Annotated in this window: 27 protein-coding genes; 15 read left to right on the top strand and 12 right to left on the bottom strand. The window is 57.6% G+C overall.

What is annotated here, in order from left to right:
- Window positions 1-6 precede the first annotated feature (6 nt).
- Window positions 7-966 (bottom strand): hydrogen peroxide-inducible genes activator, encoded by a 960-nt coding sequence (locus ACWJ62_RS18040; RefSeq protein WP_053114223.1) that lies wholly within the window; start codon window positions 964-966, stop codon window positions 7-9.
- Between the two features lie 76 nt (window positions 967-1042).
- On the opposite strand from ACWJ62_RS18040, the gene ACWJ62_RS18035 reads away from it, so the two are divergent.
- On the top strand, window positions 1043-1909 hold the full coding sequence (locus ACWJ62_RS18035; protein WP_449287436.1) for an NAD-dependent epimerase/dehydratase family protein: 867 nt from the start codon (window positions 1043-1045) through the stop codon (window positions 1907-1909).
- Window positions 1910-1969: 60 nt separating this feature from the next.
- On the opposite strand, the gene ACWJ62_RS18030 is transcribed toward ACWJ62_RS18035, so the two are convergent.
- From ACWJ62_RS18030 to gmk, 4 genes are all read right to left on the bottom strand, one after another.
- Window positions 1970-2356, bottom strand: coding sequence for a RidA family protein (locus ACWJ62_RS18030; RefSeq protein WP_008169589.1), 387 nt, complete (start codon window positions 2354-2356; stop codon window positions 1970-1972).
- Window positions 2357-2434: 78 nt separating this feature from the next.
- Entirely contained in the window at window positions 2435-4576 is a 2142-nt protein-coding gene (locus tag ACWJ62_RS18025) for a RelA/SpoT family protein (RefSeq protein ID WP_014575900.1), read from the bottom strand.
- Between the two features lie 173 nt (window positions 4577-4749).
- Window positions 4750-4962: a DNA-directed RNA polymerase subunit omega gene (gene rpoZ / locus ACWJ62_RS18020; RefSeq protein ID WP_008169593.1), complete on the bottom strand. Its 213-nt coding sequence runs from the start codon at window positions 4960-4962 to the stop codon at window positions 4750-4752.
- A gap of 86 nt (window positions 4963-5048) precedes the next feature.
- Entirely contained in the window at window positions 5049-5681 is a 633-nt protein-coding gene (gene gmk / locus ACWJ62_RS18015; RefSeq protein ID WP_449287435.1) for a guanylate kinase, read from the bottom strand.
- Window positions 5682-5830: 149 nt separating this feature from the next.
- Between gmk and ACWJ62_RS18010 the strand changes: the two genes are divergently transcribed.
- Window positions 5831-6652, top strand: coding sequence for an RluA family pseudouridine synthase (locus tag ACWJ62_RS18010; RefSeq protein ID WP_449287434.1), 822 nt, complete (start codon window positions 5831-5833; stop codon window positions 6650-6652).
- A gap of 21 nt (window positions 6653-6673) precedes the next feature.
- Here the strand turns inward: ACWJ62_RS18010 and ACWJ62_RS18005 are convergent, their stop codons facing one another.
- Entirely contained in the window at window positions 6674-7540 is an 867-nt protein-coding gene (locus tag ACWJ62_RS18005) for a YicC/YloC family endoribonuclease (RefSeq protein ID WP_449287433.1), read from the bottom strand.
- A gap of 169 nt (window positions 7541-7709) precedes the next feature.
- Between ACWJ62_RS18005 and rph the strand changes: the two genes are divergently transcribed.
- On the top strand, window positions 7710-8426 hold the full coding sequence (gene rph, locus ACWJ62_RS18000; RefSeq protein ID WP_449287432.1) for a ribonuclease PH: 717 nt from the start codon (window positions 7710-7712) through the stop codon (window positions 8424-8426).
- A 137-nt stretch (window positions 8427-8563) separates the two neighbouring features.
- On the opposite strand, the gene ACWJ62_RS17995 is transcribed toward rph, so the two are convergent.
- Complete coding sequence (locus ACWJ62_RS17995; RefSeq protein ID WP_449287431.1) at window positions 8564-9370, bottom strand: exodeoxyribonuclease III; 807 nt, start codon at window positions 9368-9370, stop codon at window positions 8564-8566.
- A gap of 81 nt (window positions 9371-9451) precedes the next feature.
- On the opposite strand from ACWJ62_RS17995, the gene pyrE reads away from it, so the two are divergent.
- Both pyrE and ACWJ62_RS17985 read left to right on the top strand, forming a co-directional pair.
- Window positions 9452-10090, top strand: a complete 639-nt coding sequence (pyrE, locus tag ACWJ62_RS17990; RefSeq protein ID WP_449287430.1) for an orotate phosphoribosyltransferase — start codon at window positions 9452-9454, stop codon at window positions 10088-10090.
- Between the two features lie 3 nt (window positions 10091-10093).
- On the top strand, window positions 10094-10747 hold the full coding sequence (locus ACWJ62_RS17985; protein WP_449287429.1) for a DUF4124 domain-containing protein: 654 nt from the start codon (window positions 10094-10096) through the stop codon (window positions 10745-10747).
- A gap of 96 nt (window positions 10748-10843) precedes the next feature.
- On the opposite strand, the gene ACWJ62_RS17980 is transcribed toward ACWJ62_RS17985, so the two are convergent.
- On the bottom strand, window positions 10844-11266 hold the full coding sequence (locus ACWJ62_RS17980) for a hypothetical protein (protein WP_449287428.1): 423 nt from the start codon (window positions 11264-11266) through the stop codon (window positions 10844-10846).
- 279 nt (window positions 11267-11545) lie between these two features.
- Here ACWJ62_RS17980 and ACWJ62_RS17975 point away from each other — a divergent pair, with 279 nt between their 5' ends.
- Window positions 11546-12025 (top strand): fibronectin type III domain-containing protein, encoded by a 480-nt coding sequence (locus ACWJ62_RS17975; protein ID WP_449287427.1) that lies wholly within the window; start codon window positions 11546-11548, stop codon window positions 12023-12025.
- Between the two features lie 7 nt (window positions 12026-12032).
- Here ACWJ62_RS17975 and ACWJ62_RS17970 read toward each other — a convergent pair whose 3' ends face one another.
- Entirely contained in the window at window positions 12033-12371 is a 339-nt protein-coding gene (locus ACWJ62_RS17970) for a DUF2782 domain-containing protein (protein ID WP_449287426.1), read from the bottom strand.
- An 87-nt stretch (window positions 12372-12458) separates the two neighbouring features.
- Here ACWJ62_RS17970 and polA point away from each other — a divergent pair, with 87 nt between their 5' ends.
- Entirely contained in the window at window positions 12459-15191 is a 2733-nt protein-coding gene (gene polA / locus ACWJ62_RS17965; RefSeq protein ID WP_449287425.1) for a DNA polymerase I, read from the top strand.
- A 234-nt stretch (window positions 15192-15425) separates the two neighbouring features.
- The gene (locus tag ACWJ62_RS17960; RefSeq protein WP_449287424.1) at window positions 15426-15800 is read left to right on the top strand and encodes a hypothetical protein; all 375 of its coding nucleotides are present in this window, start codon (window positions 15426-15428) and stop codon (window positions 15798-15800) included.
- 31 nt (window positions 15801-15831) lie between these two features.
- On the opposite strand, the gene ACWJ62_RS17955 is transcribed toward ACWJ62_RS17960, so the two are convergent.
- The 3 genes from ACWJ62_RS17955 to ACWJ62_RS17945 all read right to left on the bottom strand — a co-directional run bounded on the left by ACWJ62_RS17955 (window position 15832) and on the right by ACWJ62_RS17945 (window position 19565).
- The gene (locus ACWJ62_RS17955; RefSeq protein ID WP_449287423.1) at window positions 15832-17247 is read right to left on the bottom strand and encodes an OmpP1/FadL family transporter; all 1416 of its coding nucleotides are present in this window, start codon (window positions 17245-17247) and stop codon (window positions 15832-15834) included.
- Window positions 17248-17366: 119 nt separating this feature from the next.
- Window positions 17367-18488, bottom strand: coding sequence for a PilT/PilU family type 4a pilus ATPase (locus ACWJ62_RS17950; RefSeq protein WP_088558221.1), 1122 nt, complete (start codon window positions 18486-18488; stop codon window positions 17367-17369).
- A 42-nt stretch (window positions 18489-18530) separates the two neighbouring features.
- A complete protein-coding gene (locus tag ACWJ62_RS17945; RefSeq protein WP_148607526.1) occupies window positions 18531-19565 on the bottom strand; it encodes a type IV pilus twitching motility protein PilT in 1035 nt (344 codons plus the stop codon).
- A gap of 139 nt (window positions 19566-19704) precedes the next feature.
- Here ACWJ62_RS17945 and ACWJ62_RS17940 point away from each other — a divergent pair, with 139 nt between their 5' ends.
- The 7 genes from ACWJ62_RS17940 (at window position 19705) to ACWJ62_RS17910 (ending at window position 26449) form a co-directional block, all read left to right on the top strand.
- Entirely contained in the window at window positions 19705-20409 is a 705-nt protein-coding gene (locus ACWJ62_RS17940; RefSeq protein WP_449287422.1) for a YggS family pyridoxal phosphate-dependent enzyme, read from the top strand.
- A gap of 61 nt (window positions 20410-20470) precedes the next feature.
- Complete coding sequence (gene proC, locus ACWJ62_RS17935; RefSeq protein ID WP_449287421.1) at window positions 20471-21304, top strand: pyrroline-5-carboxylate reductase; 834 nt, start codon at window positions 20471-20473, stop codon at window positions 21302-21304.
- A 22-nt stretch (window positions 21305-21326) separates the two neighbouring features.
- Window positions 21327-21911 carry a YggT family protein gene (locus ACWJ62_RS17930; RefSeq protein WP_008174183.1) on the top strand — a complete coding sequence of 195 codons (585 nt, stop codon included), beginning with the start codon at window positions 21327-21329 and terminating at the stop codon, window positions 21909-21911.
- A gap of 243 nt (window positions 21912-22154) precedes the next feature.
- Window positions 22155-24119 carry a dynamin family protein gene (locus ACWJ62_RS17925; protein ID WP_449287420.1) on the top strand — a complete coding sequence of 655 codons (1965 nt, stop codon included), beginning with the start codon at window positions 22155-22157 and terminating at the stop codon, window positions 24117-24119.
- Window positions 24120-24246: 127 nt separating this feature from the next.
- Window positions 24247-25395 carry a homoserine O-succinyltransferase MetX gene (gene metX / locus ACWJ62_RS17920; protein WP_449287419.1) on the top strand — a complete coding sequence of 383 codons (1149 nt, stop codon included), beginning with the start codon at window positions 24247-24249 and terminating at the stop codon, window positions 25393-25395.
- Complete coding sequence (metW, locus tag ACWJ62_RS17915) at window positions 25392-25991, top strand: methionine biosynthesis protein MetW (protein WP_008174176.1); 600 nt, start codon at window positions 25392-25394, stop codon at window positions 25989-25991. Before metX ends, metW begins: the two co-directional genes overlap by 4 nt.
- 2 nt (window positions 25992-25993) lie before the next feature.
- Window positions 25994-26449: a DUF4426 domain-containing protein gene (locus ACWJ62_RS17910; RefSeq protein ID WP_449287418.1), complete on the top strand. Its 456-nt coding sequence runs from the start codon at window positions 25994-25996 to the stop codon at window positions 26447-26449.
- Window positions 26450-26453: the final 4 nt, after the last annotated feature.

Genomic DNA, 26453 nt, shown 5'->3' with positions numbered 1-26453 from the left:
TCAGGCTCAGGCGCTTTCGGCCACAACCGGTGTGTCTGTTTTCGCCTTTTCGATTACCCGGCACTGGCTGGCAGCCAGGGAGAGCACATCAATAGCCTTGGGCCGCGGGAACGTAACCCGCCAGGCCAGAGCCACTGTGCGGAACGGCACCGGTGGCGCAAACGGTCGAACGGCCAGAATGTCCTCGTGGTACTGCATGGCGGTGGCCGCCGAGAGTGGTAAAACTGTGATGCCCAGGCCGGAAGCGACCATATGGCGAATGGTTTCCAGAGAACTGCCTTCGGTCACCAGCGCCGGTGAACCGTTGTTTGCCCGGTGGGTTACGGCTTCTACCAGGGGTGGGCAGGATTCCAGAACCTGATCCCGGAAACAGTGTCCGGGCCCGAGCAATAGCAATTGCTCCTTGGCCAACTCGTCGGCAGTCAACTGCTCCTTGCTGGCCAGCGGATGTCCCGCGGGCAGCAACACTACGAACGGTTCGTCGTAGAGCGGCAGGGTAACTACTTCCGGCTCCTCGAACGGCAGGGCAATAATAATGGCATCCAGCTCAGACTGCCGGAGTTTCTGCCTCAGGTTGGCGGTGTAGTTTTCTTCGATATACAGCGGCATTTCCGGGGCCGCACGCCTCAGTTCCGGGAGCAGATGCGGGAACAGATAGGGACCGATGGTGTAGATCGCACCGACCTTCAGAGGCGAATTGAGCTGGTTCTTGCCATCCTGCGCCATGTCCTTGATCAGGCCGACCTGATCAAGCACCCGCTGGGCCTGCTCGATAATGCGCAGACCGGTTTCGGTCACGCGGATGCTGCTTTTGCTTCGCTCGAACAAAGGGATACCGAGCTCGTCTTCCAGCTTTTTCACAGCAACACTGAGCGTTGGCTGGCTAACATGGCAACGCTCTGCAGCCCGGCCAAAATGCCTTTCGCGGGCCAGCGTAACGACGTATCGTAACTCGGTGAGAGTCATGGTGAGCTCCGGTCAGAAAGATGCGGGTCGAAGTTTCACGAATTTATGAGGTAAAGCATAAGGATTGAAATTGTCTATGGCAATCACTGAAAGTCGTAAGACGCCCCGAATTCTCGTTGCTGGTTGCGGCAAACTCGGTGGCGCCATTGCCAGTCGGCTGACAACCTCGGCTACCGTGTTTGGCCTGCGGCGAAATCCCGAGCGTGTTCCCGAGGGCGTTCACGGCATCGGCGCCGATCTGACAAGGCCTGAGACCCTCGCCCGCAAACTTCCTGCTGATCTCGATATCATCATCTATTGCCTGACGCCCTCCAGCTACGACCAGCAGGGCTATCGCGATGCCTATGTGACCGGTCTGGAAAATTTCTTGGCGGCCATCGGCAGTCAGTCCCTGAAACACCTGTTCTTTGTGAGCAGCAGCAGTGTCTATTCACAGGATGACGACAGCTGGGTGGATGAATCCAGCCCCACAAAACCGGCCCGGTTCAGCGGGGAGCAGGTCCTGGCCGGTGAACAGACCGCATTGGACAGCGGCCATCCAGCGACAATCATCCGATACAGCGGCATTTACGGACCTTCACGGCGGCGTTTTCTCGAGGAGGTCCAGGAGGGGCGCATGAATCCGGCGAAGCCAGCACCGTTCAGTAACCGGATTCACGAGGAGGATGCAGCGGACGCGGCTGCCCACCTTGTGAAGCTGGCACTTGCAGGAGCGTCACTGGAGACCTGCTACCTTGCCAGCGATTGCGAGCCAGTAAGGCTTGATGAGGTAGTAGATTGGGTGCGGCAGCAAACGCCCTGCGCCGATCCGCAGCCCGATGCCCGGAAAGGCGGCCGGGCCGGGAGCAAACGCTGCAGCAACAAGCGACTGCTGGGCACCGGCTTCCAGTTCCGCTATCCGGATTTCCGTTCCGGCTACCGCGCCATGATTGACCAGGGATGAGCCTCCGGCATTAAAAAAGGCGGCCTTGGCCGCCTTTTTTAATGCCGGTGTTATCAGGTCTTAGCTGAGCACCATCACCGCTTCCATTTCAATGGGCACTCCCTTGGGAAGCGCCGCGACACCTACCGCCGCTCGGGCCGGATACGGTTCCTGGAAATAGGTGGCCATGATCTCGTTGACCGTGGCGAAATTGGCCAGGTCCGTCATGTAGATGTTCAGTTTCACGATGTCCTTCAGCTCGCCACCGGCGGCCTCGCAAACGGCCTTGAGGTTATCGAATACCTGCCGGGTCTTGGCCGAGAAATCGCCGGCGACCACTTCCATGGTTTCCGGCACCAGCGGAATCTGGCCAGACAGGTACACGGTATCCCCTGCCTTTACCGCCTGAGAGTAAGTGCCGATTGCCTGGGGCGCATTCTCGGTCTGAATTACGGATTTGTTGGTCATGACCCTTGGTTTCCTCTCTTCCAAAACGCCAATCGTCGCCCTTGCGTAGCGCGCCTGTCAACCGGGCTTTGGTCGGTGTCAGTGCCGCACACGGCTGATGTGGGTAATCGCACGAATGTTGCGGATCCGGCGCATCACCCGAGCCAGGTGTCGACGGCCATTAACGTGCACTACGAGACTGACGACGCCAAAGCGGGCGTTCTGCTCTTCCACGTTGATGCGCTCGATATTGCCGTCCGCCATGGCAACCGCGTTGGCCATCTCGGCAATCACACCGCGCTGGCGCTCCAGCTCTACCCGAAGCTCCACGGAAAATTCGTCGGTAATGTCCTTGGCCCATTTGAGATGAGTCAGGCGAGCCCGACCCTCATCGTCCTCGGGCAACCGGGAGCAGGTATCGGAATGAATCACCATGCCTTTGCCCGAGTCCATCACCCCAACCACCGGGTCCCCCGGAATCGGCTTGCAACAGCTGGCGAACCTTACCAGAAGCCCTTCGGTGCCACGAATGGTCACCGGGCTGTGATTGCCGCCCTCGATATCCCTGGGTGCCTCAATGGCTTCGGCAACCTCTGAGCCGCTCGCAAGCTGACGGGCGACCAGATAGGCCATCCGGTTGCCTAGCCCGATGTCGCTGATCAGGTCGTCAAAACTGTTCACCTGATTGTGGTTCACCACCGCCTGCTTCTGGGCGTCGCTGATCTCGGACAGTTTCGCACCGAACCCCTTCAGGGATTTTTTCAGCAGGGTCCGGCCAAGCTCCAACGATTCCGCGCGCTTCTGGCTCTTGAGCACGTGCCGGATACTGCTCCGAGCCTTGCCGGTCACGACGAAACTTAGCCAGGCCGGGTTGGGCCGGGCGCCGGGCGCAGTAATGATTTCCACGGTCTGGCCACTCTGCAGAGGCTGGCTGAGGGAACCCAGGTTGCGGTTGATTCGACAGGCTACGGTGGCGTTGCCGATGTCCGTGTGGATGGCATAGGCAAAGTCCACCGGCGTTGCCCCGCTTGGCAACTCCATGATGCGGCCCTTGGGGGTGAAGACGTATATCTCGTCCGGGAACAGGTCTACCTTCACATGCTCGATAAACTCCATGGAGTCATCGGCCCGTTCCCGCATTTCCATCAGCCCCTTCACCCAGCGGTCGACCCGGGCCTGGTTGGCGCTGGTCACGCTGCTGGGTTCATTCTTGTACATCCAGTGCGCCGCAATACCATTATTGGCGATATGCTCCATCTCCTCGGTACGGATCTGGATCTCGATGTTCACGTGCATCCCGAACAGGGTGGTGTGGATGGACTGGTAGCCATTGGCCTTGGGCATGGCTATGTAGTCCTTGAAGCGGCCCGGGAGGGGTTTGTAAAGGCTGTGTACGGCACCAAGGATCCGGTAGCAGTCGTCTTCGGTATCGGTGATGATCCGGAACGCGTATACATCCATGATTTCATGGAAGGACTTCTGCTTGAACTTCATCTTGTTGTAGATGCTGTTCAGGTGCTTTTCCCGGCCCAGAATCCGCCCCGGCAGGCCACGCTCCTCCAGCTTTTCCTGCAGTTTGCCGCGAATGTCCTCGATGATTTCGCGGTGGCTGCCCCTGAGCTTGTCCACTGCTTTTGAAATGTACTTCGAACGCATCGGATACAAAGAGGTGAAGCCCAAGTCCTCAAGCTCGGTGCAGATCGAGTGCATACCCAGGCGGTTCGCGATGGGGGCGTAGATATCGAGGGTCTCGGTGGCAATGCGCTGGCGCTTCTCATAGGGCATGGGGCCCAGAGTGCGCATATTGTGAAGGCGGTCCGCCAGCTTCACCAGAATTACCCGAATATCTCTGGCCATGGCCAGAGTCATCTTCTGGAAGTTTTCAGCCTGGGCTTCCGCTCGGGAACGGAATTCGATCTGGGTCAGCTTGCTGACCCCATCCACCAGTTCCGCAACATCGTCGCCGAACTGCTCCGCCAAGGCGTCCTTGGGAATGCCTGTGTCTTCGATCACATCGTGAAGCATCGCCGCCATCAGGCTCTGATGGTCCAGACGGAGATCGGCGAGAATGTGGGCGACAGCCAGGGGGTGAGTAATGTACCGGTCGCCGCTTTTGCGCATCTGGCCCTCGTGGGCCTGCTCGGCATAATAATAGGCGCGTCGCACCTGATTGATGCGAGTGGTATCCAGATAGGAACTTAGCTCTCGAGCCAGTCCTTCAACCGTAGCCTCTGCCGACACCGCGCCTCCACAACTTCATGAAATTCAGGGACAAAAAAACCCGAATGCACGCATCCGGGTCCTTCCAGAGTCCTTCCAGCAACGCTCTATAGATACACTATAAAACCGCGGGGACAGATTTCAATGCTTCTCGCTTGCGGACAGATACTTATATACCTGGGTCCGCAGCTGAATCACTCGTCGTCTTCTTCCTTGAGGAGATCCCGAGTAATCTTGCCTTCGGCAATTTCGCGCAGGGCGATAACCGTGGGCTTATCATTTTCTTCAGCCACCATCGGCTCGGCACCCTTGGTAGCGAGCTGACGGGCACGCTTGGTTGCCAGCATTACCAGCTGGAAGCGGTTATCAACGTTTTCCAGACAATCTTCAACGGTAACTCGTGCCATAACTTCCCCGACTCATAAAATGACTGTTTCAGCAGACCGCACAGTTTACTGTGGCCGGTTCAATTTGTATACAGGAAAACCCCGTATCACGCCGGGCCAGACAATCCAGCCAGCAACGCCCGGTGCCTTGGCTGCTGCACTTCCATTCGAAGGCGCTGGGCCCGAACAATGGCGAGCAGATCTCCGAGAGCGGCTTCGAAGTTGTCATTGACCACCAGAAAGTCGAACTCCACCGCGTGACGGCACTCCTCCTCGGCCTCGGCCAAGCGCCGCTCCACCACCTCCGGCGCATCGGTGCCACGCCCGACAAGTCGCTCGCGCAGTACTTCCGGCGACGGTGGCACGATGAAAATACTGACACACTCGGGAATAAGGCGTCGCACCTGCGCGGCACCCTGCCAGTCGATCTCCAGGATCACATCCTGGCCCTTGGCCAGAGTTTCCCGAACCCAGACCTGGGAAGTGCCGTAGTAATTGCCGAAGACATCGGCGTGCTCCAGAAAGTCGCCCTCGCCAATCATCGCCTCGAACACGGCCCGACTGACAAAGTGGTAGTTCACCCCGTTCTGTTCGCCCTCCCGCATGGTACGGGTCGTGTGCGAGACGGAAACACCGAGCTTGTCGTCATTCCGGAGCATTTCCGCCACAAGGCTGGTCTTGCCGGCACCGGATGGCGCGGAGATAACGTACAGAGTACCCTGCTCAACTGCCTGACTCATAACCCGAGAACTCCAAACCTAGACAAGGCGACCGTGTATTCCGGCCAGTAAAGCACGGAATTATACGGACTTTGGCAAAACACCGCACCCCACAAGGGCGCCAGCTGATACCATTTGCCTATCCAACTGTTCAGCGACTGCAAGAACCCATGCGAACCACCATCGACATCACCGTGAAGCAGCCCGGCAAAGCCATCGACGCCCTGAGCGAGGCAGCCCCCGGGCTTTCGCGTCAGAAAATCAAGGACGCCATGACCAAAGGCGCCTGCTGGTGGACTCACAAGGGCAAGCGCCTTCGGCTACGCCGTGCCACGAAGGAACTGAAGCCGGGTATCCGACTGCAGCTTTACTACGACGAAAAGGTGCTCGCGAGGAAACCGGAAGAGCCAATTCTCCTGGAGAATGTGGGGCGGTACACCGTCTGGTTCAAACCTCACGGGCTCCTCGCCCAGGGCTCCCAGTGGGGCGACCATTGCAGTCTGCTCCGCCTGGCCGAAATCCAGCTTGAGCAACCATGCCATCTGATCCACAGGCTCGACGCCGACGCTGCCGGGCTGATGCTGATTGCCCATGATCCGAAAGCGGCCGGCGCCCTCTCCCAGTGTTTCTCGGGTCGGACCATGACCAAACACTACAAGGCGCGAGTGGCCGGGCTTATGGACTCTCGGGACCAGCTCGTTGATGCACCCGTCGAGGGCAAAGCGGCCGTCAGCCGTGTATCGACACTCGAGCTGGATGAAACCGGGGAAACTTCGCTGGTGGAAGTCAATATCGAAACCGGACGAAAACACCAGATTCGCCGGCATCTGGCTGGCCTCGGCCATCCGATCATCGGTGATCGCCTGTACGGGCGACCGGCCGGCATGCCCTTGCAACTTCTCGCCTTTTACCTCGAATTCGACTGTCCTCTGAAAAAGCGCAAGATGATGTTCGAACTGCCGGCGGAACTGACCGACCTGAAACTGAACTGACCACCGGCGCACAGATCCGGCTTATTCCAGATTCTGCACCTGCTCTCGCATCTGCTCGATCAGAACCTTCAGATCCACCGCAATTCGTGTGACGCCAGCATCGATACTTTTGCTGCTCAAGGTGTTGGCCTCCCGGTTCAGCTCCTGCATCAGGAAGTCGAGCCGCCGGCCGATGGCATCGTCGCTTTTGAGAGTGTCAGTCACCTCACCGATATGGGCATCCAGCCGGTCCAGCTCCTCGGCCACATCGCTCTTCTGGGCCAGCATCACCATCTCCTGGGCAACCCGCTCGGCATCCAGTTCCACTTTGGCTTTTTCAAACCGCTCCCGCAGTACTTTCTCCTGGGCCTCTAGCAGTTCCGGCATACGTTTACGGACGTCGGCAACGAGGTCACCCATGGTTTTCAGGCGATCTTCGAACAGCGGCCGCAGGCGCTCCCCTTCACGCTCGCGTACCGATGCAAGTTCAGCCACGGTCTGCTCGAACAGACCGACCGCGGCGTCTCTGGCAGGGCCGTAGTCCTGTTCGGGCACTGATAGCACGCCCGGCCAACGGAGAATGTCCAGGGCATTGATGTGGGCCGGATTATCCAGCATCCGGTTAATATGGTTGGCCGCCTCGTTCACCGCCTGAGCCATATCCTCGCTGATCTCGAAGCTTTGAGATCCCTTCTCTGCCGACTGCAGGCGCATGGAAACATCCACCTTGCCCCGTTTCAGCTGCTTTCTCAGCTCTTCCCGCAACCGGTTTTCCAGCTCCCGGAAAGCATCCGGCAGCCGGAACGAAGGCTCCAGATACCGGTGATTCACAGTCCGGATTTCACAGGTCAGCGTACCCCAGTCTCCCTGGACGTCCTTGCGGGCAAATGCGGTCATACTTCGGATCATGTCGGCTCCGCTCATGGTTAATGATCAGCAATCGAGTTTAACAGGCTCTTAACAGCTACTGCGAACCGGACAAAAGCCTAACCCCAACGTGTTATACTGACCGCCCTTTTCGACATACGTTCGACCGGGACACGCGCCCGGACATTCAATACTGACTTCAGGAAACACTATGCGTCCAAGCGGCAGAACGCCCGAGCAACCCAGAGATGTTCGAATCACCCGCAACTATACACGTCACGCCGAAGGCTCCGTGCTGGTGGAATTCGGGGACACCAAAGTCATCTGCACTGCCTCCGTCGAAAACAAGGTCCCCCCGTTTCTGAGGGGTGAAGGCAAGGGCTGGATCACCGCCGAATACGGCATGTTGCCCCGCTCCACCGGCAGCCGCATGGGCCGGGAAGCTGCGCGCGGCAAACAGGGCGGCCGCACCGTTGAAATCCAGCGCCTGATCGGCCGATCCCTTCGCGCCGCTGTCGATCTGACCGCCCTCGGTGAACACTCCATCACCATCGATTGCGACGTCATCCAGGCCGATGGCGGCACCCGCACCGCAGCCATCACCGGCGGTTGTGTAGCATTGGTCGATGCCCTGAATCATCTGGTCGCCGAGAAGCGCCTGAAGAAATCCCCCCTCAAGCAGATGATCGCTGCGTTCTCCGTTGGCGTTTACAAGGGGACTCCGGTGGTGGACCTGGACTACCCGGAAGACTCCGAAGCCGAAACCGACATGAACGTAATCATGACCGACCAGGGCGGTTTCATTGAGATTCAGGGAACTGCGGAAGGTGCGCCGTTCGACCAGTCAGAACTGGACAGTATGCTGACTCTGGCCAAACAGGGTATTGAGCAGTTGTTTGAGATTCAGAAAGCGGCGCTGGCGGATTAAGCTTGTCGCCCGCGTGTCCGGAGGGGGAGACCTTTCCGGTGCACAGTGTCGGATTACGGCTTACGCCTAATCCGACCTACGGCTTGTTCAGCCCACCCCAAAGTCTGGGGCGCCTGTGTGGCGATGCTTCCCCAGACTTAAAAGCCGACTTCGATGTCGTAATCCATGATCACCGGAGCGTGATCGGAGAACCGGGTTGAGTCGTCGATCCAGCCATCTTCGATAGTCTTGCGGATTCCCGGTGTCAGCAGGTGGTAGTCCACCCGGATGCCCGCATTCTTGCGCGAACCTTCGGCCTGCTCGGGCCACCAGGTGAACTGGCTGCTCTGCTTGTTGATCTCCCGGAAGCCATCAACGCAGCCCATTTCATCAAACAGGCGGTCCAGCCACGCGCGCTCGTGGGGCAGAAAACCGGAGAAATCCAGCTTGTGGTACAGGGGGCTGGCGTCAGTTACATGGTGTGCGGTCTGGAGGTTGGCGCAGAAGATAAACTGACGACGTTTGCGCAGTGTTTTCTGCATGTGCAGACCGAAGGACTCCATAAATTCGTCCTTGTGGTCCAGAACCGTGAGGTCGTCCTCGCCGATCAGTTCTTCTTCGCGACCGAGGGCACAAGGAGCAAGCACGCAGGCTACGGAGACCTTGTCAAAATCGGCCTGAATGAACCGGCCTTCCCGATCAGCCTGTTCATTGGCAAATCCATACATGATGGCCTTCGGGAAATGACGGGTATAAATGCCGACACCGCCATCCTCATTCTTTTCGCCATCAATAAAGTAGGCCTCGTAACCTTCCGGAATCAGGTTATAGTCCTCAATCTCATAGGCCCGCATGCGATGGTCCTGAACGCAAACCACGTCAGCGTCCTGCTCCGCCAGCCAGTCGAATAAACCTTTTTCAACAGCCTGAGCGAGGCCATTGACGCTGATTGATACTACCCGCATACGTGTTCCCTGATTCGGTTTGTGTGTATGATACCGTTTTTACGCGCTAATTAAAGATCAACACCCGCCAGAAGCCTTGTCATGCACGACTATCAGCAAAAATTTATCGAATTTGCCATCCGCCGAAATGTACTACGCTTTGGTGAGTTCACGCTCAAGTCGGGCCGAACCAGCCCCTACTTCTTTAACGCTGGCCTGTTCAATACCGGGGACGACCTGCTTCAGTTAAGCAAGGCCTATGCCGCCGCCATCGCGCGCAGCGGGCTGGATTATGACATTATTTTCGGCCCTGCCTATAAGGGCATACCGCTGGCCACCGTCACAGCAATGGCGCTGGCTACAGAAGGTAACAGCAAACCCTTTGCGTTTAATCGCAAGGAAAAGAAAGATCATGGCGAGGGCGGCAATATTGTTGGCGCACCATTGCGGGGCAAAGTCTTGATTGTGGACGATGTGATTACTGCCGGCACGGCTATCCGGGAGTCCATCGACATCATTCGGGCCGCCGGGGCTGAACCTGCAGGCGTGTTGATTGCGCTGGATCGCCAGGAGAAAGGCAATGGCGAATTGTCTGCCATCCAGGAAGTGGAGAAGGAATTCGGCATTCCGGTGGTGAGCATTATTCGCCTCGAACAGGTTTTGGACTATCTTAAAGCCAACCCGGAGTTTGCCGGGCATGCCGAGAAGGTAGCCAGTTATCGGGATCGTTACGGAGTCTGATTGATGGCCAATCGTCTGACCGCGCTGTCTGTTAAAACGACGGCACTGGCACTTGCCCTGGGGTTATCTGCCCAGGCAGCGGCCAATATGTACCGTTACACGGATGAGAACGGCCAGATCGTAATCAGCAGCACCATCCCCCAGGAAGCCACCAAGCGTGGCTATGACATCCTGAATGACAATGGCCGCGTGATTGACACCATTCCGCCGGCACCAACCGAAGAAGAGATTGCTGCCCGGGAAGCGGAAAAACAGCGCCAGAAGGAACTCGCAGAACAGCGCGAACAAGACCGGGCGCTGCTGAAACGCTTCAGCCACCCGGATCAGGCCGTGAAAGCCATGCACCGGAAAATCCGCGAGCTCGAGGGTCTTATTCAGCTCAAGCGCGGCAATATATCGGTGATATCCAGCCAGCTGGATAACGAACAGAGCCGGGCAGCCAACATGGAGCGGGCCGGTCGCGAGATTCCCGAGGGCACGCTGGAGAAAATCCGGCGGCTGGAGGCCCAGATTCGCGATATCGAGCGGGAAATCACCTCACAGACCCAGGAAATCGAGGAACTACGCAAGGCCTTTGAAGCCGACATCGAGCGCCTGGAAGAGGTTACCGGCGAGGCACGAACCCTGCCACTTGATCATACCGAGACCGAAAACTGATCCTGCACTGAAATTTCCGAGACCAAAAAAAGGCCGCCGGTGTTACCCGGCGGCCTTTTCATTTCACTCACCTAACGGTGAGACGCTATCCGCATTTCAGGCGGAAGCTGTGCTCTTCTTGGCAGTTGAAGTGGTCTTGCGCGCAGTGGTCTTGCGTGCAGCCGTCTTCTTCGGCTCAACAGATTTCTTCGCATCCTGCGCAGCGTCAGACACGTCTTCCGCGGCTTCTGCGACTGCATCAGCGCCTTCGGCTGCTTCTTTTTCCAGCTTGGCGACCAGGTCACCAGCGAAGCTGCCAAAACGGCTGTTCAGGTTGCGCAGCTGATCGAACAGGCTGTCACTGTAGCCGTTGTAACGCTTGCGCAGGGTCTTCACGCTGTACTCGCGCGCTTCAGACTCGAGCTTCTCGGCGTACTCGAACGGCTTGGAAGCCAGCTTCTTCTGCTGCTCTTCAGCGGCATTGATACCCTTGTCCACGATTTCCTGGAGCTGTTCCTGATAAGACTTGAGTTTACCCATGATAAATCCCCTTGGTTTCCTGAAAGTTCCAAGGCCTTGTCGAAACCAGTGCAACTAAGGCCTTACTTCGATCTCACAACCTAAGCTACGCTCTAAAATTAGAATGTTCATACTAAAAGCAGGAAATGGACGAATAAGGGCTTTTACGGATTATTCACTTGATCCTGAAAACCCGGCTGGCATAATGCGTGGCTGTCAAAGAAGCCCGTCTCCCCGTTTTATTCAGGCTCCATACGCTTAATCAACAAAGGCCTCGATCAGGCCCGTATGCGAGTAACCATGATCCCTAATAAGCCCGGACATCCACGCGTCTCCCTGGTTCTTTTGCCGTTGATTGCCGCGTCTTTCCTACTTGCTGCTTGCCAAGAAGATTCCCGCGCCACCAGCACCAGCTCTGACCGGGCTGCTGAAATTGCTAATTCGCGATTGGACAAGGCGACCGACGGGCTGATGACGACGCTGGGGCAGGCCCACAAATCCGGAGATACAGCCACTGAGCCGAGGGAATTGACATGGACAGCTCCGCTGACCCGGGAAGACGGCTCCTCTCTGGCACTGGGGGAGATTGCGGAATTCAGGATTTACTACCGCCTCAGACACCAGGAAAACTACAACGTAATCCTTATTGAAAGCTCTGCCAAAACAAGGCTTTCACTGGCCGAGATGTCGCCCGGGGCGTACGAATTCGCCATCACCACGGTAGATATCGAAGGTTTGGAAAGCCGGCGCTCAACGCCGGTCACCGTGGATCTGATCTGATTACGATTTACCAGCGGAATATCACCCAACTGGGCACCAGCATGTCGGAATCGGTTTCCCGGATCCAACCGCCCCCATCCGCCGGCACCAGGTAGTACTCCGGTCCAACTTCCGGCACAACTTTAATTTCCATCAGCTGTCCGTTGACCCGGTATTCGTAGAACACTTCCTGCTCGCCCGGGCGAATAACAATCTCGGGACCCTGGCCCGCAGGCTGGTAATCCGAGATCACCACAGGCTCTTCGGGAGTTACCACCGGTGTCTCATCCAGAGCGCCCTCGTCCTGAGCCAGGGCAGCCAGAGGCAGACAGGCGAGCAACAAAGCCGGACAGGCGATTCGTTTCATTTTCGTGATACCCTTTCGTCCATCGATTTCAGTACAGAGTTGCATAAGCCAACCCACGCTTCAATCAGATTCCGGACCTGTTTTGACATGACCAGCAAAAACACACCACCTGTGGTTCTTGTGGACGGATCGTCCTATCTTTTCCGCGCTTATCATGCACTTCCACCACTCACCACAAGCAAGGATCATCCGACCGGAGCCATCAAGGGCGTGATCAGCATGATCCGTCGCCTGGAGCAGGATTTTCCCGGGTCCAAGATGGTGGTGGTGTTCGACGCCAAGGGCAAAACCTTCCGACATGATCTCTATGAAGAGTACAAGGCCAACCGACCTCCCATGCCGGAGGATCTCGCCTGCCAGATCGAGCCCATTCACGAGATCGTAAAGGCCATGGGGCTGCCGCTGCTGACGGTGACAGGCGTTGAGGCCGACGACGTGATCGGCACCCTTGCCAACGAAGCAACCAGCAAGGGCATCGATGTGGTGGTCTCCACCGGCGACAAGGACATGGCACAACTGGTCAGCGATCATGTCACGCTCATCAACACCATGACCGAGACCCGGATGGACCGGGACGGCGTGGTGGAGAAATTCGGCGTTACTCCGGAGCAGATTGTCGACTACCTGGCCCTGGTGGGCGACAAGGTGGATAACATCCCCGGCGTCAACAAGTGCGGCCCGAAAACCGCGGTCAAATGGCTGCAGAGCTACGATAACCTGGACAACGTCATCGAACACGCCGATGACATCAAGGGCAAGATCGGTGAATACCTGCGGGAAGCGACGGAAACCCTGCCCCTGAGCCGTGAACTGGCTACCATCCGCACCGACGTGGAACTGGATTTCGGTCTGGAAGATCTGAAACTCCGGGAGCAGGACGACCAGCAATTGCTCGAACTGTTCAAGGAATATGAACTCCGCAGCTGGATTGCCGAACTGGAAGAGGGAGACACTTCATCTTCCGGCAACGCTCAAGCCGGCGATGAGAATCCCAAACCGGAAACCGGCAAGAAAGACTACAGCATTGTCACCGACCAGAAACAACTGGATCAGTGGCTGGAGCGCCTTAAGTCGGCAGAGCTGTTTGCCTTCGACACAGAGACCACCAGCCTGCGCTACATGGACGCCGAAATCGTAGGCGTCTCCTTTGCCATAACGCCTGGCGAAGCCGCCTATGTCCCGCTGGGGCACGACTACATGGGCGCGCCCGAGCAGCTGGATCGTGATCAGGTTCTGGACCAGCTTAAACCACTGCTGGAGAACCCCGACCTGGCAAAGGTCGGCCAGAATCTGAAGTACGACAAAAACGTACTGGCCAACCACGGCATTACCCTGGAGGGCATTGCCGAAGACACCATGCTGGAATCCTACGTTCTGAACTCTGTGGCCACGCGGCACGATATGGACAGCCTCGCCATGTACTACCTCGGCGAGAAGACCACCAGCTTTGAGTCCATTGCGGGGAAAGGCGCGAAACAGCTCACTTTCAACCAAATTGACCTTGAAAAAGCGGCGCCCTACGCCGCCGAAGATGCGGACATTACCCTGCGCCTGCACCAGACCCTGCGACCGAAGCTGAAAGAAACCGGAAAACTGGCCGCTGTGTACGAAGATATCGATTTACCCCTGGTGCCGGTACTGTCGCGAATGGAGCAGCGTGGCACCCTCATCAGCGCGAGCACTCTGCGCCAGCACAGCCAGGAACTGGCGGAGCGCATGGCGGAGCTGGAAGAAGAGGCCCATGAAGTGGCCGGGGAAACCTTCAACCTGGGCTCCACCAAGCAACTGCAGGCGATCTTCTACGACAAAATGGGGCTGCCGGTCATCAAGAAAACCCCAAAGGGCGCGCCGTCAACAGCGGAGCCGGTGCTTCAGGAACTGGCACACGAACACGAACTGCCGCGCCTGATTCTTGAGCACCGAAGCCTGAGCAAGCTGAAGTCGACCTACACCGACACGCTGCCAGAGCTGATTCACCATCGTACCGGCCGGGTACACACGTCCTACCATCAGGCTGTCACTGCTACCGGTCGACTGTCCTCGTCGGAACCCAACCTGCAGAATATCCCCATCAGGAGCGAACAGGGACGCCGTATACGGCAGGCCTTTATTGCACCCGAGGGATACAAGCTCGTCGCTGCCGACTACTCTCAGATCGAGCTTCGGATCATGGCCCATCTCTCGGGAGACAAAGGACTGCTTAAAGCGTTTGAGAAGGGCGAAGACATTCACAAGGCAACGGCATCGGAAGTATTCGGGGTCAGCCTTGACGATGTGTCCTCAGACCAGCGTCGGAGCGCCAAGGCCATCAACTTCGGCCTGATCTACGGCATGTCCGCCTTTGGCCTTTCGCGGCAACTGGACGTTGAGCGCAAACTCGCCCAGGAATACATCGATCGTTATTTCGAACGCTATCCCGGCGTTCTTAAATACATGGACAACATCCGCAAACAGGCCCATGACGACGGTTTCGTGGAGACGCTCTTCGGACGGCGCCTGTACCTGCCAGAAATAAACGCCCGCAACAAACAGCTGCAGCAGGCTGCGGAGCGAACCGCTATCAACGCCCCGATGCAGGGTACTGCGGCAGACATCATCAAGCGAGCCATGGTGGATGTGGAGAACTGGCTGCTAAAAGAGCACGCCGATGAAGCCCGCATGACCATGCAGGTTCATGATGAACTGATCCTGGAAGTGAAGGAATCGGCACTCGACAAGATTCGGGCGGGACTGGAAAAGCGCATGTCGGCAGCCGCGGAACTGGATGTTCCCCTGCTGGTGGAAGCCGGCGCCGGTGACAACTGGGACGAAGCACACTAACGCACCCCAAAACAGGGCATGGACGCCCTTAAACGCACCGAAAACACTCACACTTTTAAACACTGAACCCGCTCTCAGCTTTCGTGACTTGCCGCCAAGTCGCAGAGGCGCCAACGCCGGCCAATTCTTCCGCCGTTACGGCACGATATTCGCTACGATTCCAGAGTCGGCGCTACCCCATCAGACACTCCGGGCAGCGCCAGGTTGTGACATTTCATCTCCGAGGCTCATACCATGACTTCTCTGGCATCTGAACGTAGCTGGCTGCTGGACCCCAGCGTGCTGAAACTGGTTCACCAGTGCCGCCGCCTGATTCACACGGAATTCGGCGTCAAACTGCACCTCACGGAAGAGCATCTGGAACAACAGCTGGCCGATTACGCGCGAAAAACACGCTCCAGTCAGCTGACTCGTGTCTGGGAGACCCTCAAAGAACGGGTTCCACAGCTCAATATTGAGCCCGAGGAAGAAGATGACGGCCTCAAGCGTAACTATCGAGGCCAGGTCATTGCCGATGCGCCGCCCTCATCAGCGGAACAGGACGAGGAGGGACAGATCGACCCGCCACGGAAGAAGAAAGTCATCTACCGTGGCCAGGTGGTTGGCTGACCGGCCTGCAGCCTGCCAGATTCTCGAGGGTTTAGAAGGACTTGCTTACCTCGATCGCAGCACTCCAGGCGCTCAAATCATAGCTACCGCGGTAATTGCTTGGATCTTCCAGACCGGGCCGCAGCTCAGCAACCTGCGTGGGATTCTCATGCTGGTAGTTTCTTTCATTGACTTGCGCATCGCCATCGAAGATCAGTGTGCCCGCAGCCACATCAACGGCCCAACCACTCTGCGCGTCAGCCCATTGCGCTCCGAGGGTCAACCAATGACGGTCATTGGAGGGAATCCTGGCAGTCACAAAATTCTCGTTGACCGGAGATTCATCAAACGCATAACCGGTTTTGAAAGCCCATTCTGGTGATGCCTGCCAGATTGCCCCAACGTTGAACTGCCAGGTATTTTGCCACTTCTCGGTTACGTGACTGAGAATGGCGCCCTCCTGAGGGGCCCCGGTAATCTCGCCACCAGCCTCACGACTGACAATATCCAGCTCTTCAAAGCGACTCCACTTGGCGTAGGTCGCCCCGGCCAGCAGGGTTACCTGGTTGGTCAGCTTATGCCTTGCACCAAGCGTTACGCTCTCGGGAATCGCAAGCGGCACCTCCACTTTTTCGAAGGCGTTGGTGGGCGTGACAACACCATTGGCTGGATCAACAAAGTTACTCAGCTTGGCATCGCCCTTCAAATTCAGCTCAGTACCGGTCTGGGCGCTGAGACCAAACTGGGTTCTGTTCGAGAGCTCATACAAAAAGCCGACCCGGAAAGTCACACCGATATCATCACCTTCAATATCAGCATACCCTTCGTTATAAAACGCCGGATCGGCTCCCCCGGTTACTGCAAAACTGGCTGCTGAGTTATCCAGGAACCTGGTCAGTTTGCCTTCCGCATACATCAGGTTGATTCCGGCACCCATCGACAGCCCTTCCCCATTACTGACAGAGATCGAGGGCGTAAAGGCAATAACCGTCAACTCGGTTTCATCAGCAAAGTATCGGCCGGCAAAATCGTCTTCGTAATCCGCCGCCAATCCGTAGGGCGCGTGTATGCCGAAACCCACATCAATGGATTCGCTGACTTCATGAGTGAGATAGAAATTCGGCAAGACCGCAGGATCAGCAATATCCCCGCCTCCTGAACCTGAACCAGGCTGGCCTAGCTGGTTTACCGCCTGGGCGCTGTCATCGCTGGCCTCAGCATCAATATCCAGAACGGCAGCACCAAACGAAATATTTGTGCCCGACAACTGGCTCATGCCGGCGGGGTTGAAAAGAACCGTGGTCGCATTTTCGGGATTGGCGGCAGCACCGGCATTAGCGGTGCCCATCGCACTGGCGCTCTGCTCATTGAGGGAAAAGCCGCCTGCCAGGGCAGAGGCAGGTGCGGCGAGCGCCGCGAGGGTGATAAGACGTACAGCTCGTGCAAGCATTGAAGAACGGTGGCGCATGGTATCTCCTTGTTGAATCGCGCGGAGTATACGCACCACCCCTTATTGGCCTCAAATGCCATTCCTAACGGTTCGGGGCCCTAACTTTCTACGACTAACGTCTTATGACCTTGCAGCCATCAGTCATCCTGGATCGAAAGCTTGTCAACCGAGGAAGACAGCTTGTCGGCTCCCTGGGCATCCGCGCCCAGCTTGATCATCAGGCGCAGATCGTTGGCAGAATCTGCGTGAGCCAGGGCATCCTCGTAGGTAATCGAACCCTCTGCATACAGGTGATAAAGCGCCTGGTCGAAGGTCTGCATGCCGGATTCGTTGGATTTGGCCATCAGTTCCTTCAAACGATGCACCTCACCTTTACGAATCAGGTCTGACACCAGAGGGGTATTGATCAGCACCTCAATAACCGCCTTGCGGCCCTTGCCGTCTGGCGTTGGGACCAGCTGCTGGGCGACGATCGCCTTGAGGTTCAGGGACAGGTCCATCCAGATCTGGTTATGCTGTTCCGGCGGGAAGAACTGGATAATCCGGTCCAGCGCCTGGTTGGCGTTGTTGGCGTGCAGAGTCGCCAGGCACAGGTGACCGGTTTCGGCAAACTGTACCGAGTACTCCATGGTCTGCCGGGTACGAACCTCACCAATCAGAATAACGTCGGGCGCCTGCCGCAGGGTGTTCTTGAGGGCTACTTCGAAGCTCTCGGTATCAATGCCCACCTCGCGCTGGGTGACAATGCAACCCTGATGCTGGTGCACGAATTCGATCGGGTCTTCGATGGAAATGATGTGGCCACGGCTGTTGCGGTTACGGTGCCCGAGCATGGCCGCCAGGGACGTAGACTTACCGGTACCGGTAGCGCCCACGAACATGATCAGACCACGCTTGGTCATGGCCAGTTCTTTAATCACCTCTGGCAATGACAGATCGTCGATTTGCGGGATCTTTACCTCGATCCGACGCAGCACCATCCCGCACAGGTTGCGCTGGAAAAAGGCGGAAACCCGGAAACGGCCAATGCCACGGGCACTGATTGCGAAGTTACACTCATGGGTTTCCTCGAATTCGGCGCGCTGCTTGTCGTTCATGGCGCCGTAAACGAACTCCCTGGTCTGCTCCGGCGTCAACGCGTTCTTGGTGACCGGCAGAACCTTCCCGTTCACCTTCATGCTCGGCGGCACACCCGCTGTAATAAACAGGTCCGAGCCACCCTTTTCCACCATCAACCGAAGCAGTTTTTCGAATTCCATTTTTCTACCCAATTTTCACTGTTTGGCGCCGAGCGCACCTTGTCAGAAGTTATCCGGCATCTTGGCCTTCGCCCGCGCCGCTTCGCGGGAGATAAGCCCTTTCTGCAGCAGCCGCTCAAGGCACTGATCCAATGTCTGCATGCCGAGGGAGCCACCGGTCTGGATCGACGAATACATCTGCGCGATCTTGTCTTCACGAATAAGGTTCCGGATCGCAGACGTACCGATCATGATCTCGTGTGCCGCGATCCGGCCGCCGCCCATCTTCTTCATAAGCGTCTGGGAAATAACCGCCTGCAAGGACTCCGACAGCATCGACCGCACCATGGACTTTTCCTCTGCCGGGAAAACGTCGACCACACGGTCAATGGTTTTGGCGGCGGAGGTGGTGTGCAGGGTGCCAAATACAAGGTGGCCCGTCTCAGCCGCCGTCAGCGCCAGACGGATGGTTTCCAGATCCCGGAGCTCGCCAACCAGGATGATGTCGGGGTCTTCCCGCAGGGCCGAGCGCAGTGCTTCGTTAAAACCCAGAGTATCCCGGTGCACTTCCCGCTGGTTCACCAGACATTTCTTTGAGTCGTGTACGAATTCGATGGGGTCTTCAATGGTAAGAACGTGTTCGTAGCGGCTGTCGTTGATGTAATCGATCATCGCCGCCAGCGTGGTGGACTTACCCGAGCCCGTCGGGCCGGTCACCAGTACCAGACCACGGGGCACTGAAGACACGTCCTTGAACACCTGCCCCATACCCAGGTCTTCCATGGTCAGAACTTTGGAAGGGATGGTCCGGAACACAGCGCCGGCGCCACGGTTCTGGTTAAAGGCGTTAACACGGAAACGGGCGACGCCCGGAACTTCGAAGGAGAAGTCGGTTTCCAGGAATTCCTCGTAGTCCTTACGCTGCTTGTCGTTCATGATGTCGTAGATAAGCCCGTGGACCTCTTTGTGCTCCATGGGCGGCAGGTTGATGCGGCGTACATCACCATCAACACGAATCATCGGGGGCAAACCGGCAGAGAGGTGCAAGTCAGACGCACCCTGTTTCGCCGAAAAGGCAAGCAGTTCAGTAATATCCATAGGAATCCTCGGAAGGCTTTTTCTTTTATCCCGGTAGCTTCCGCCCGGCGGGGCCCGGCGCGGTTCACTTGGCATTTCAGTGACCTGCGGGTAACGTGTCACCGTACAAGTGACAGACCGAGCGTGGCATTCTCACACTATGAGCAGCATAGCAGACAACATCGGGAGCGTAACCCGACGCATACAAAAAGCAACATTGCAGGCAGGCCGTGCGCCAGAGTCTGTGCATTTGCTCGCCGTCAGCAAAACCCGACCACCCGAAGACCTGCGGGAAGCCTTCGCTGCCGGGCAGCGGGCCTTCGGTGAGAACTACCTCCAGGAAGCACTCGAGAAGATCGAGGCGCTTGCAGATCTCGAGGGCGTCGACTGGCATTTCATCGGGCCAATCCAGTCCAACAAGACGCGACAGCTGGCCTCCGCCTTTTCCTGGGTGCACAGCGTCGACCGCCTCAAGATTGCCCGTCGCCTCAGCGAACAGCGGGATCCTGCGCTGCCGCCATTGAATGTCTGCCTTCAGGTCAATATTAATGAGGAAGAGAGCAAGTCCGGCTGCACTCTCGATGAGTTGCCGGATCTGGTGGCCGAAATCGGCGAATTGCCGAACCTCAGCTTGCGAGGCCTGATGGCCATTCCGGATCCGGATCAGCCCGAAGCAGGATTGAGAGCCAGTTTCCGGAAACTTGCCAATACCCTGAAACAGCTGCGGTCAGACCATTCCGACGCCGGCCCCCTCGACACGCTGTCGATAGGCATGTCCGGCGATCTGGAAGTCGCGATTGCGGAAGGCGCCACCTGGGTACGGGTCGGCACCGCCGTATTCGGCAAACGCCCAGTAAAGAGCTGAACCGGCCGGTTCCTGCTATGATCAGGGCCGGACGTTTAATCGATCAACCGGGGAGTTAACCTTGAGCACATCACCAACCATTTCTTTTATTGGCGCCGGCAACATGGCCAGCGCCATCATTGGCGGTATGCTGGATAACGGCTACAAGGCCGGCAATATCTGGGTCAGCGCACCGGATGACGCTCACCTGCAGACAATCCGCAAGCGCTTCGGCGTAAGCGTCACCACAGACAACCGGTACTGCGCCCAGCAGGCTGACATGGTGGTTCTGGCGGTGAAACCCCAGGTCATGGCCGATGTCTGTCGCGACATTGCACCAGTGGTCCAGAACACTCGCCCGCTGATGGTATCCATTGCCGCCGGTCTAACAGCCGATACACTCGACGGCTGGCTTGGCGGCGGCTTGCCCATGGTTCGGGTAATGCCTAACACACCGTCCCTGGTCGGCAAAGGGGCTGCAGGCCTGTTCGCCAACAAAGAGGTGAAAGACAAGCAGAAGAAGATGGTGGAATCGGTGTTCGAAAGCATCGGCTCTGCGCTCTGGGTTGAGGACGAAAACCTGCTGCACGCGGTTACCGCCCTCTCCGGCAGCGGACCCGCCTATTTCTTCCTGATGCTTGAGGCGCTTGAGGAAGCGGCTACCGAGGCTGGCATTGCCGCCGGAACTGCCAGGGAGCTGGCCATCCAGACCATGGCGGGAGCCGCGGAAATGGCCGGTCGAAGCGAGCACGATCCTGGCCAGCTCAAGCGCAATGTGATGTCTCCTGGCGGAACCACCGAGCAGGCCATAAACACCTTCGAGGAAGGTGGTATGCGCGATCTGGTGGCCAAAGCCTACAAGGCGGCCTTCGAGCGCTCGGAAGAAATGGCCAAAGAACTGGCAGGCAAACAGTAACCGATAACGGAGACACGGCTTCATGCTGGCAGACATTCTGATTACCATCCTGCTCATCGCATCCACCTTTTACTTGACCATTGTGCTGCTTCGGTTCCTGCTTCAACTGGCCAGGGCAGACTTCTATAACCCCATCACTCAGTTCGTGGTCAAGGCAACCAATCCACCGCTGCGCCCGCTGCAGCGTGTCATTCCTGGCCTGGGCGGTTTCGATGGAGCTTCGCTGGTTCTTGCAGTTATCATCCAGGGCATCACCTTCTTCCTGATCCTGGTGGCACTGAACGGCGGCATTCCCGCCATAAATCCGATCACACTACTGGTCTGGGCCGTACTGAACGTGCTGGATCTGATCGTGAAGATCTATTTCTGGTCGGTTATTGCAGTGGTGGTCGTCAGCTGGATCGCGCCGGGCAGCGGCCATCCGGCCATCCAGCTGGTGGCCCAGATCACCGAGCCGGTGATGCGCCCGGTGCGCAATATCATGCCCTCGATGGGCGGTCTGGACCTGTCACCCATCATCGTGTTCCTGATTCTGAACGTGATTTCAGTGGTGATTGAGCACATGAAAATGGCCGCAGGCCTCGGCTCCATCGGGCTCGGTATGTAAACCCCGTCTCAAAAATACACTCTGTAACACTTAACCACGAAATCCATCATTCCCGAGCTGCAAAGTCATATGACTGATTTTGCAGCTTTTTTATTGCATTTTCGGCGAGCTTGGCCGATCCTTCCACTCCGGCCCAGCCACAAACTTTGAAATAACAGGATAGTATTAACGGTAATTAATCCGTCACCCGTGAGCACCCCGTCCTGACCGGGATACCAGGAAGTCGCGCAGAAGGAAAATCCGATGAACCAACAGGGAACTCTGTCGCAGCAGGTAGAGGCTTATCACAACTGGAAAAAAGAGCTTATCCGCCAGATCGGCCGGTACCGGCTGTGGCTGCAGGATAACAACCTGTTCTCCGATGATGTCAGCACCCGCATCCGCCACGGGCTGGAGCTGCTGATCGAGGATGAGCTGACCATTGCGTTTGTCGGCGAATACTCCCGCGGTAAAACCGAACTGATCAACGCCCTGTTCTTCTCCGATTACGGCCAGCGCATGCTGCCGTCCCAGGCGGGCCGCACTACCATGTGCCCCACCGAGCTGTTCTTCGATCGCAGCGCCAATGAAAACTACCTGCTCCTGCTCCCTATCGAAACCCGTAACGGCGAACTGTCCCTCCAGCAACTGCGCAAGCAGCCGGAACGCTGGGTCAAACATGAGCTGGATGAACGCGATCCTGAGATCATGCGGGAGGTGCTTGCGGAAGTTGCCAGGGTCAAGAGTGTGCCACCAGAGGAAGCCCGCGCACTCGGTTTCGACGAAGGCATGCTCGAGCATGATCGCAACAATCCGGGCAATGTACTCGTACCTGCCTGGCGTAACGCCCAAATCAGCATCCGCCACCCCCTGTTCGAGCGTGGCCTGCGGATCCTTGATACTCCGGGCCTGAATGCCCTTGGCTCCGAGCCGGAGCTGACCATCAGCATGCTGCCCCGCGCCCATGCCGTGATCTTTGTGCTGAGCGCCGACACCGGCGTGACGGCCAGCGACATGACCATCTGGAAAGAGCATATCGACACCCAGCACGCAGATCATCGCGCCGGCCGCTTTGCCGTGCTGAACAAGATCGACGTGCTCTGGGATGACCTCCAGGGCGAGCGCCACACCAACGAGGCGATTGAGCGGGTGCGCGGTTACACGGCCGACCACCTGGGCATGCGCCAGCACGATGTTATCCCGGTTTCTGCCAAGCAGGGACTGGTCGCGAGGGTCAAGAAAGACAACGAGCTGTTTGACCGTTCCAATATCAACCAGCTTGAGCAGCTGATTATCCAGCGCATTCTCATGCACAAGGAACAGCTGATCACCCAGAGTCTGATCAACGACCTGCTCGGCATGCTCCAGAACAGCCAGGCGGCGATGCAGTACCGCCTGGAATCCCTGGAGGAAGAACTCCAGGCGTGCGCGGGCGTTACCATGGACAAGGCAGCGCTGGGCCGCCTCGCAGAACGCGCCCAGAAAGACTACGACTTCTACTACAAAAAGCTGATTACCCTGCGCTCGAGCCGGCGTCTGATGGACTCCCAGGGCGACCTGCTAAAAAAACTGGTGGGCGAAGACCGGTTCGAAGCCCACGCAGAGCGGGTGCGCACCAGCATGTCGAAGAGCTGGACCACTGCCGGCATGAACCGCGCCATGGACCAGTTTTTCGAACTGCTTGAAAGCGACTTGACCAACCTTCTGAGTGAAGGGCACCTGGCCGAGAAAATGGTGGGCGCGATTTACCGTCGCTATAACGAAGACAACCGAGCCCGTCACCTTGAGCCCATCCCGCTTCGGGCAGGTCGCCATGTGATTGCCATCCGGGAGTTGCGCAAGAAAGCGAGACGCTTCCGTATCAGCCCGAAGAATCTGCTCACCGAGCAGTCAGTTCTGGTTCGCCGTTTTTTCAATGTCATGGTGGGCGAAGCCCGCACACTGCATGCCCGTGTACGCCAGGACGTTGAACGCTGGCCATCAGAAGCCCTGCTACCGATCATGCAGTACTCCATGGAGCAGAAGCAGCTTCTGGAGCACCAGATCCGGCGCCTTCGCGATATGGTCCGAAACGACAAGGACAGCCGCACCGAGCGTCAGCGCCTGACCAACACCATTGCCGACCTGCGCAGGCAACTGGAACTGGCAGACGCGATGCAGCGCCAGATCCGCAAACCGGCCCCTACCCTGATCCAGCAAAAAGTGGTGAACATCTCCGGCGCTGTGTAAGCGCAGCAAACGCGACCATTCAGGCGGTTGCAGCCATCACGCCCCGGCTTTAAACTGCTGGGCTGGCGATGGCTTTGTCATTGCTTTTCCAGACACTTACGGATCGAACCAGGAACCATTCGCGCCGATGCCTGATACCCTGCCTGCGGATTCTGTCGGGATTGTCTCCCCGCAGACCTATCATTTCGACGCTCCCATCGATCTGGCCTGCGGCCAGTCCCTGGAAAACTATGACCTGGTGGTGGAAACCTACGGCACCCTGAACGCCGAAGCCAGTAATGCCGTTCTGATCTGCCATGCCTTGAGCGGCCACCACCACGCGGCCGGCTACCATTCTGCGGAGGACCGCAAACCTGGCTGGTGGGACAGCTGTATCGGCCCCGGGAAACCCATCGATACCAATCGTTTTTTTGTTGTCAGCCTGAACAATCTGGGCGGCTGCCACGGCAGCACCGGCCCCAACAGTATCAATCCCGAAACCGGAAAGCCGTTTGGCCCGGAGTTTCCGGTTATCACCGTGGGCGACTGGGTCAAGAGTCAGGCGCTGCTGGCAGACCGGCTCGGCATTCAATGCTGGGCGGCCGTTGTGGGCGGCTCCCTGGGCGGCATGCAGGCCCTGCAGTGGAGCCTGGACTATCCGGATCGCCTGCGCCACGCCGTGGCCATTGCCTCCACCCCCCGGCTAACGGCCCAGAATATTGCTTTCAATGAAGTGGCCCGCCAGGCCATCACCTCGGACCGGGAGTTTCACGATGGTCGCTACTACGACTTTGATACCGTTCCCCGACGCGGCCTGATGCTGGCGCGGATGGTCGGACACATCACCTACCTGTCCGATGCGTCCATGGGCGAGAAATTCGGCCGCGAACTTCGAGACCAGGCCTACAAGTTCGGCTATGACGCGGAGTTCCAGGTTGAAAGCTATCTGCGTTATCAGGGCGAGCGCTTTTCAGAGTCTTTCGACGCCAATACCTATCTGCTGATGACCCGGGCCCTCGATTACTTTGATCCGGCCTATGAGTACGGCGGGGACCTTTCCAAAGCCCTTGCAGCGGGCAACTGCGAATACCTGGTGTTGTCATTCAGCACCGACTGGCGCTTCACTCCGGCCCGCTCGGAAGAAATGGTCAATGCCATGATTGGCGCGCGCAGGAAGGTCAGCTACGCCGAGGTGGACGCGCCCTGGGGACACGATGCATTTCTGATTCCGACCCCGCGGTACACTGACATCTTTAATGCCTATATGGACCGGGTAGCACGGGAGGTCGGCGCATGAGACCGGATCTCGAAATCATCCAGCAGTGGGTTCAGCCCGGCCACCATGTTCTGGACCTGGGCTGTGGCGATGGCACTCTTCTTGATTTCCTCCAGCGGGAACGGGGTGCCAGTGGCTTCGGCCTGGAGATAAACCCGGACCACATCACCGCCTGCATGGGACGCGGGGTGGCGGTTATCGAACAGAACCTGGACACTCAGGGGCTGGGGAACTTCGAAGATGGCAGTTTCGATATTGTTCTGATGACCCAGGCGCTTCAGGCGGTCCGGCGTCCTGACAGGGTACTGGATGAAATGCTGCGGGTTGGCAGCGAAGGCATCGTGACCTTCCCCAACTTTGCCCATTGGCGATTGCGCTGGGGACTGACTTTGAGCGGTCGTATGCCCGAATCCGAGGCACTGCCGTATAAATGGTATAACACGCCCAACATAAGGTTGTGCACCTTCAAGGATTTTGAGGCACTGTGCCGTCAGAAAGGCATCAGGATCAAAAGCCGCCGGGTGGTCGACGGGCAGCACCAGAACAGCTGGCTGGCTCGTCTCTGGCCGAACTTGTTGGGCGAAATTGCCATTTACCGAATCACACGGGAGACCTAGCAATGATCGCAAAAACCTTTTCCACATTCCGTACGCTGCTGGCAATCACGCTGATTGGTCTGTTCAGCCTGCAGGCACAGGCCGGCTCCAAGAATTTCGGAGACTACAAGGTACTCTGGAGTGTCCTGCCCAGCACCTTCCTGGCTCCGGAAGTCGCCCAGGCCAATAATCTGCAGCGGAGCAAGGGCATAGGCATCGTCAATATCTCCATCATGGAGGAAAACGAAGATGGCTCCATGTCTCCGGTGAGTGGCCAGGTTGAAGGCAAGGTAACCAACGATGTCCAGCAGGTTCGGTTCCTGGCGTTCCGCCGCATTCAGGAGGGCGACTCCGTGTACTTTATTGCCGAGTATCAGTATTCCTCCGGCGAACTGATGACTTTCAATATTACCGCACGCCCTACCGGACACCAGCAGGACCTGGCGGTACGGTTTGCTCACACACTGTTCAGCGATTAAGCCT

This window comes from Marinobacter sp. PE14, from assembly GCF_053566155.1.
Note: the sequence above shows the minus strand (reverse complement) of the source record. Positions and strands in the feature narration are given on the sequence as shown.

What these genes read in the sequence shown, in the direction of transcription:
- ACWJ62_RS18040 (WP_053114223.1), bottom strand. Translation starts at nt 966, where the DNA reads ATGACTCTCACCGAGTTACGATACGTCGTTACGCTGGCCCGCGAAAGG.
- ACWJ62_RS18035 (WP_449287436.1), top strand. Translation starts at nt 1,043, where the DNA reads ATGGCAATCACTGAAAGTCGTAAGACGCCCCGAATTCTCGTTGCTGGT.
- ACWJ62_RS18030 (WP_008169589.1), bottom strand. Translation starts at nt 2,356, where the DNA reads ATGACCAACAAATCCGTAATTCAGACCGAGAATGCGCCCCAGGCAATC.
- rpoZ (WP_008169593.1), bottom strand. Translation starts at nt 4,962, where the DNA reads ATGGCACGAGTTACCGTTGAAGATTGTCTGGAAAACGTTGATAACCGC.
- gmk (WP_449287435.1), bottom strand. Translation starts at nt 5,681, where the DNA reads ATGAGTCAGGCAGTTGAGCAGGGTACTCTGTACGTTATCTCCGCGCCA.
- ACWJ62_RS18010 (WP_449287434.1), top strand. Translation starts at nt 5,831, where the DNA reads ATGCGAACCACCATCGACATCACCGTGAAGCAGCCCGGCAAAGCCATC.
- ACWJ62_RS18005 (WP_449287433.1), bottom strand. Translation starts at nt 7,540, where the DNA reads ATGATCCGAAGTATGACCGCATTTGCCCGCAAGGACGTCCAGGGAGAC.
- rph (WP_449287432.1), top strand. Translation starts at nt 7,710, where the DNA reads ATGCGTCCAAGCGGCAGAACGCCCGAGCAACCCAGAGATGTTCGAATC.
- ACWJ62_RS17995 (WP_449287431.1), bottom strand. Translation starts at nt 9,370, where the DNA reads ATGCGGGTAGTATCAATCAGCGTCAATGGCCTCGCTCAGGCTGTTGAA.
- pyrE (WP_449287430.1), top strand. Translation starts at nt 9,452, where the DNA reads ATGCACGACTATCAGCAAAAATTTATCGAATTTGCCATCCGCCGAAAT.
- ACWJ62_RS17985 (WP_449287429.1), top strand. Translation starts at nt 10,094, where the DNA reads ATGGCCAATCGTCTGACCGCGCTGTCTGTTAAAACGACGGCACTGGCA.
- ACWJ62_RS17980 (WP_449287428.1), bottom strand. Translation starts at nt 11,266, where the DNA reads ATGGGTAAACTCAAGTCTTATCAGGAACAGCTCCAGGAAATCGTGGAC.
- ACWJ62_RS17975 (WP_449287427.1), top strand. Translation starts at nt 11,546, where the DNA reads ATGATCCCTAATAAGCCCGGACATCCACGCGTCTCCCTGGTTCTTTTG.
- ACWJ62_RS17970 (WP_449287426.1), bottom strand. Translation starts at nt 12,371, where the DNA reads ATGAAACGAATCGCCTGTCCGGCTTTGTTGCTCGCCTGTCTGCCTCTG.
- polA (WP_449287425.1), top strand. Translation starts at nt 12,459, where the DNA reads ATGACCAGCAAAAACACACCACCTGTGGTTCTTGTGGACGGATCGTCC.
- ACWJ62_RS17960 (WP_449287424.1), top strand. Translation starts at nt 15,426, where the DNA reads ATGACTTCTCTGGCATCTGAACGTAGCTGGCTGCTGGACCCCAGCGTG.
- ACWJ62_RS17955 (WP_449287423.1), bottom strand. Translation starts at nt 17,247, where the DNA reads ATGCGCCACCGTTCTTCAATGCTTGCACGAGCTGTACGTCTTATCACC.
- ACWJ62_RS17950 (WP_088558221.1), bottom strand. Translation starts at nt 18,488, where the DNA reads ATGGAATTCGAAAAACTGCTTCGGTTGATGGTGGAAAAGGGTGGCTCG.
- ACWJ62_RS17945 (WP_148607526.1), bottom strand. Translation starts at nt 19,565, where the DNA reads ATGGATATTACTGAACTGCTTGCCTTTTCGGCGAAACAGGGTGCGTCT.
- ACWJ62_RS17940 (WP_449287422.1), top strand. Translation starts at nt 19,705, where the DNA reads ATGAGCAGCATAGCAGACAACATCGGGAGCGTAACCCGACGCATACAA.
- ACWJ62_RS17930 (WP_008174183.1), top strand. Translation starts at nt 21,327, where the DNA reads ATGCTGGCAGACATTCTGATTACCATCCTGCTCATCGCATCCACCTTT.
- ACWJ62_RS17925 (WP_449287420.1), top strand. Translation starts at nt 22,155, where the DNA reads ATGAACCAACAGGGAACTCTGTCGCAGCAGGTAGAGGCTTATCACAAC.
- metX (WP_449287419.1), top strand. Translation starts at nt 24,247, where the DNA reads ATGCCTGATACCCTGCCTGCGGATTCTGTCGGGATTGTCTCCCCGCAG.
- metW (WP_008174176.1), top strand. Translation starts at nt 25,392, where the DNA reads ATGAGACCGGATCTCGAAATCATCCAGCAGTGGGTTCAGCCCGGCCAC.
- ACWJ62_RS17910 (WP_449287418.1), top strand. Translation starts at nt 25,994, where the DNA reads ATGATCGCAAAAACCTTTTCCACATTCCGTACGCTGCTGGCAATCACG.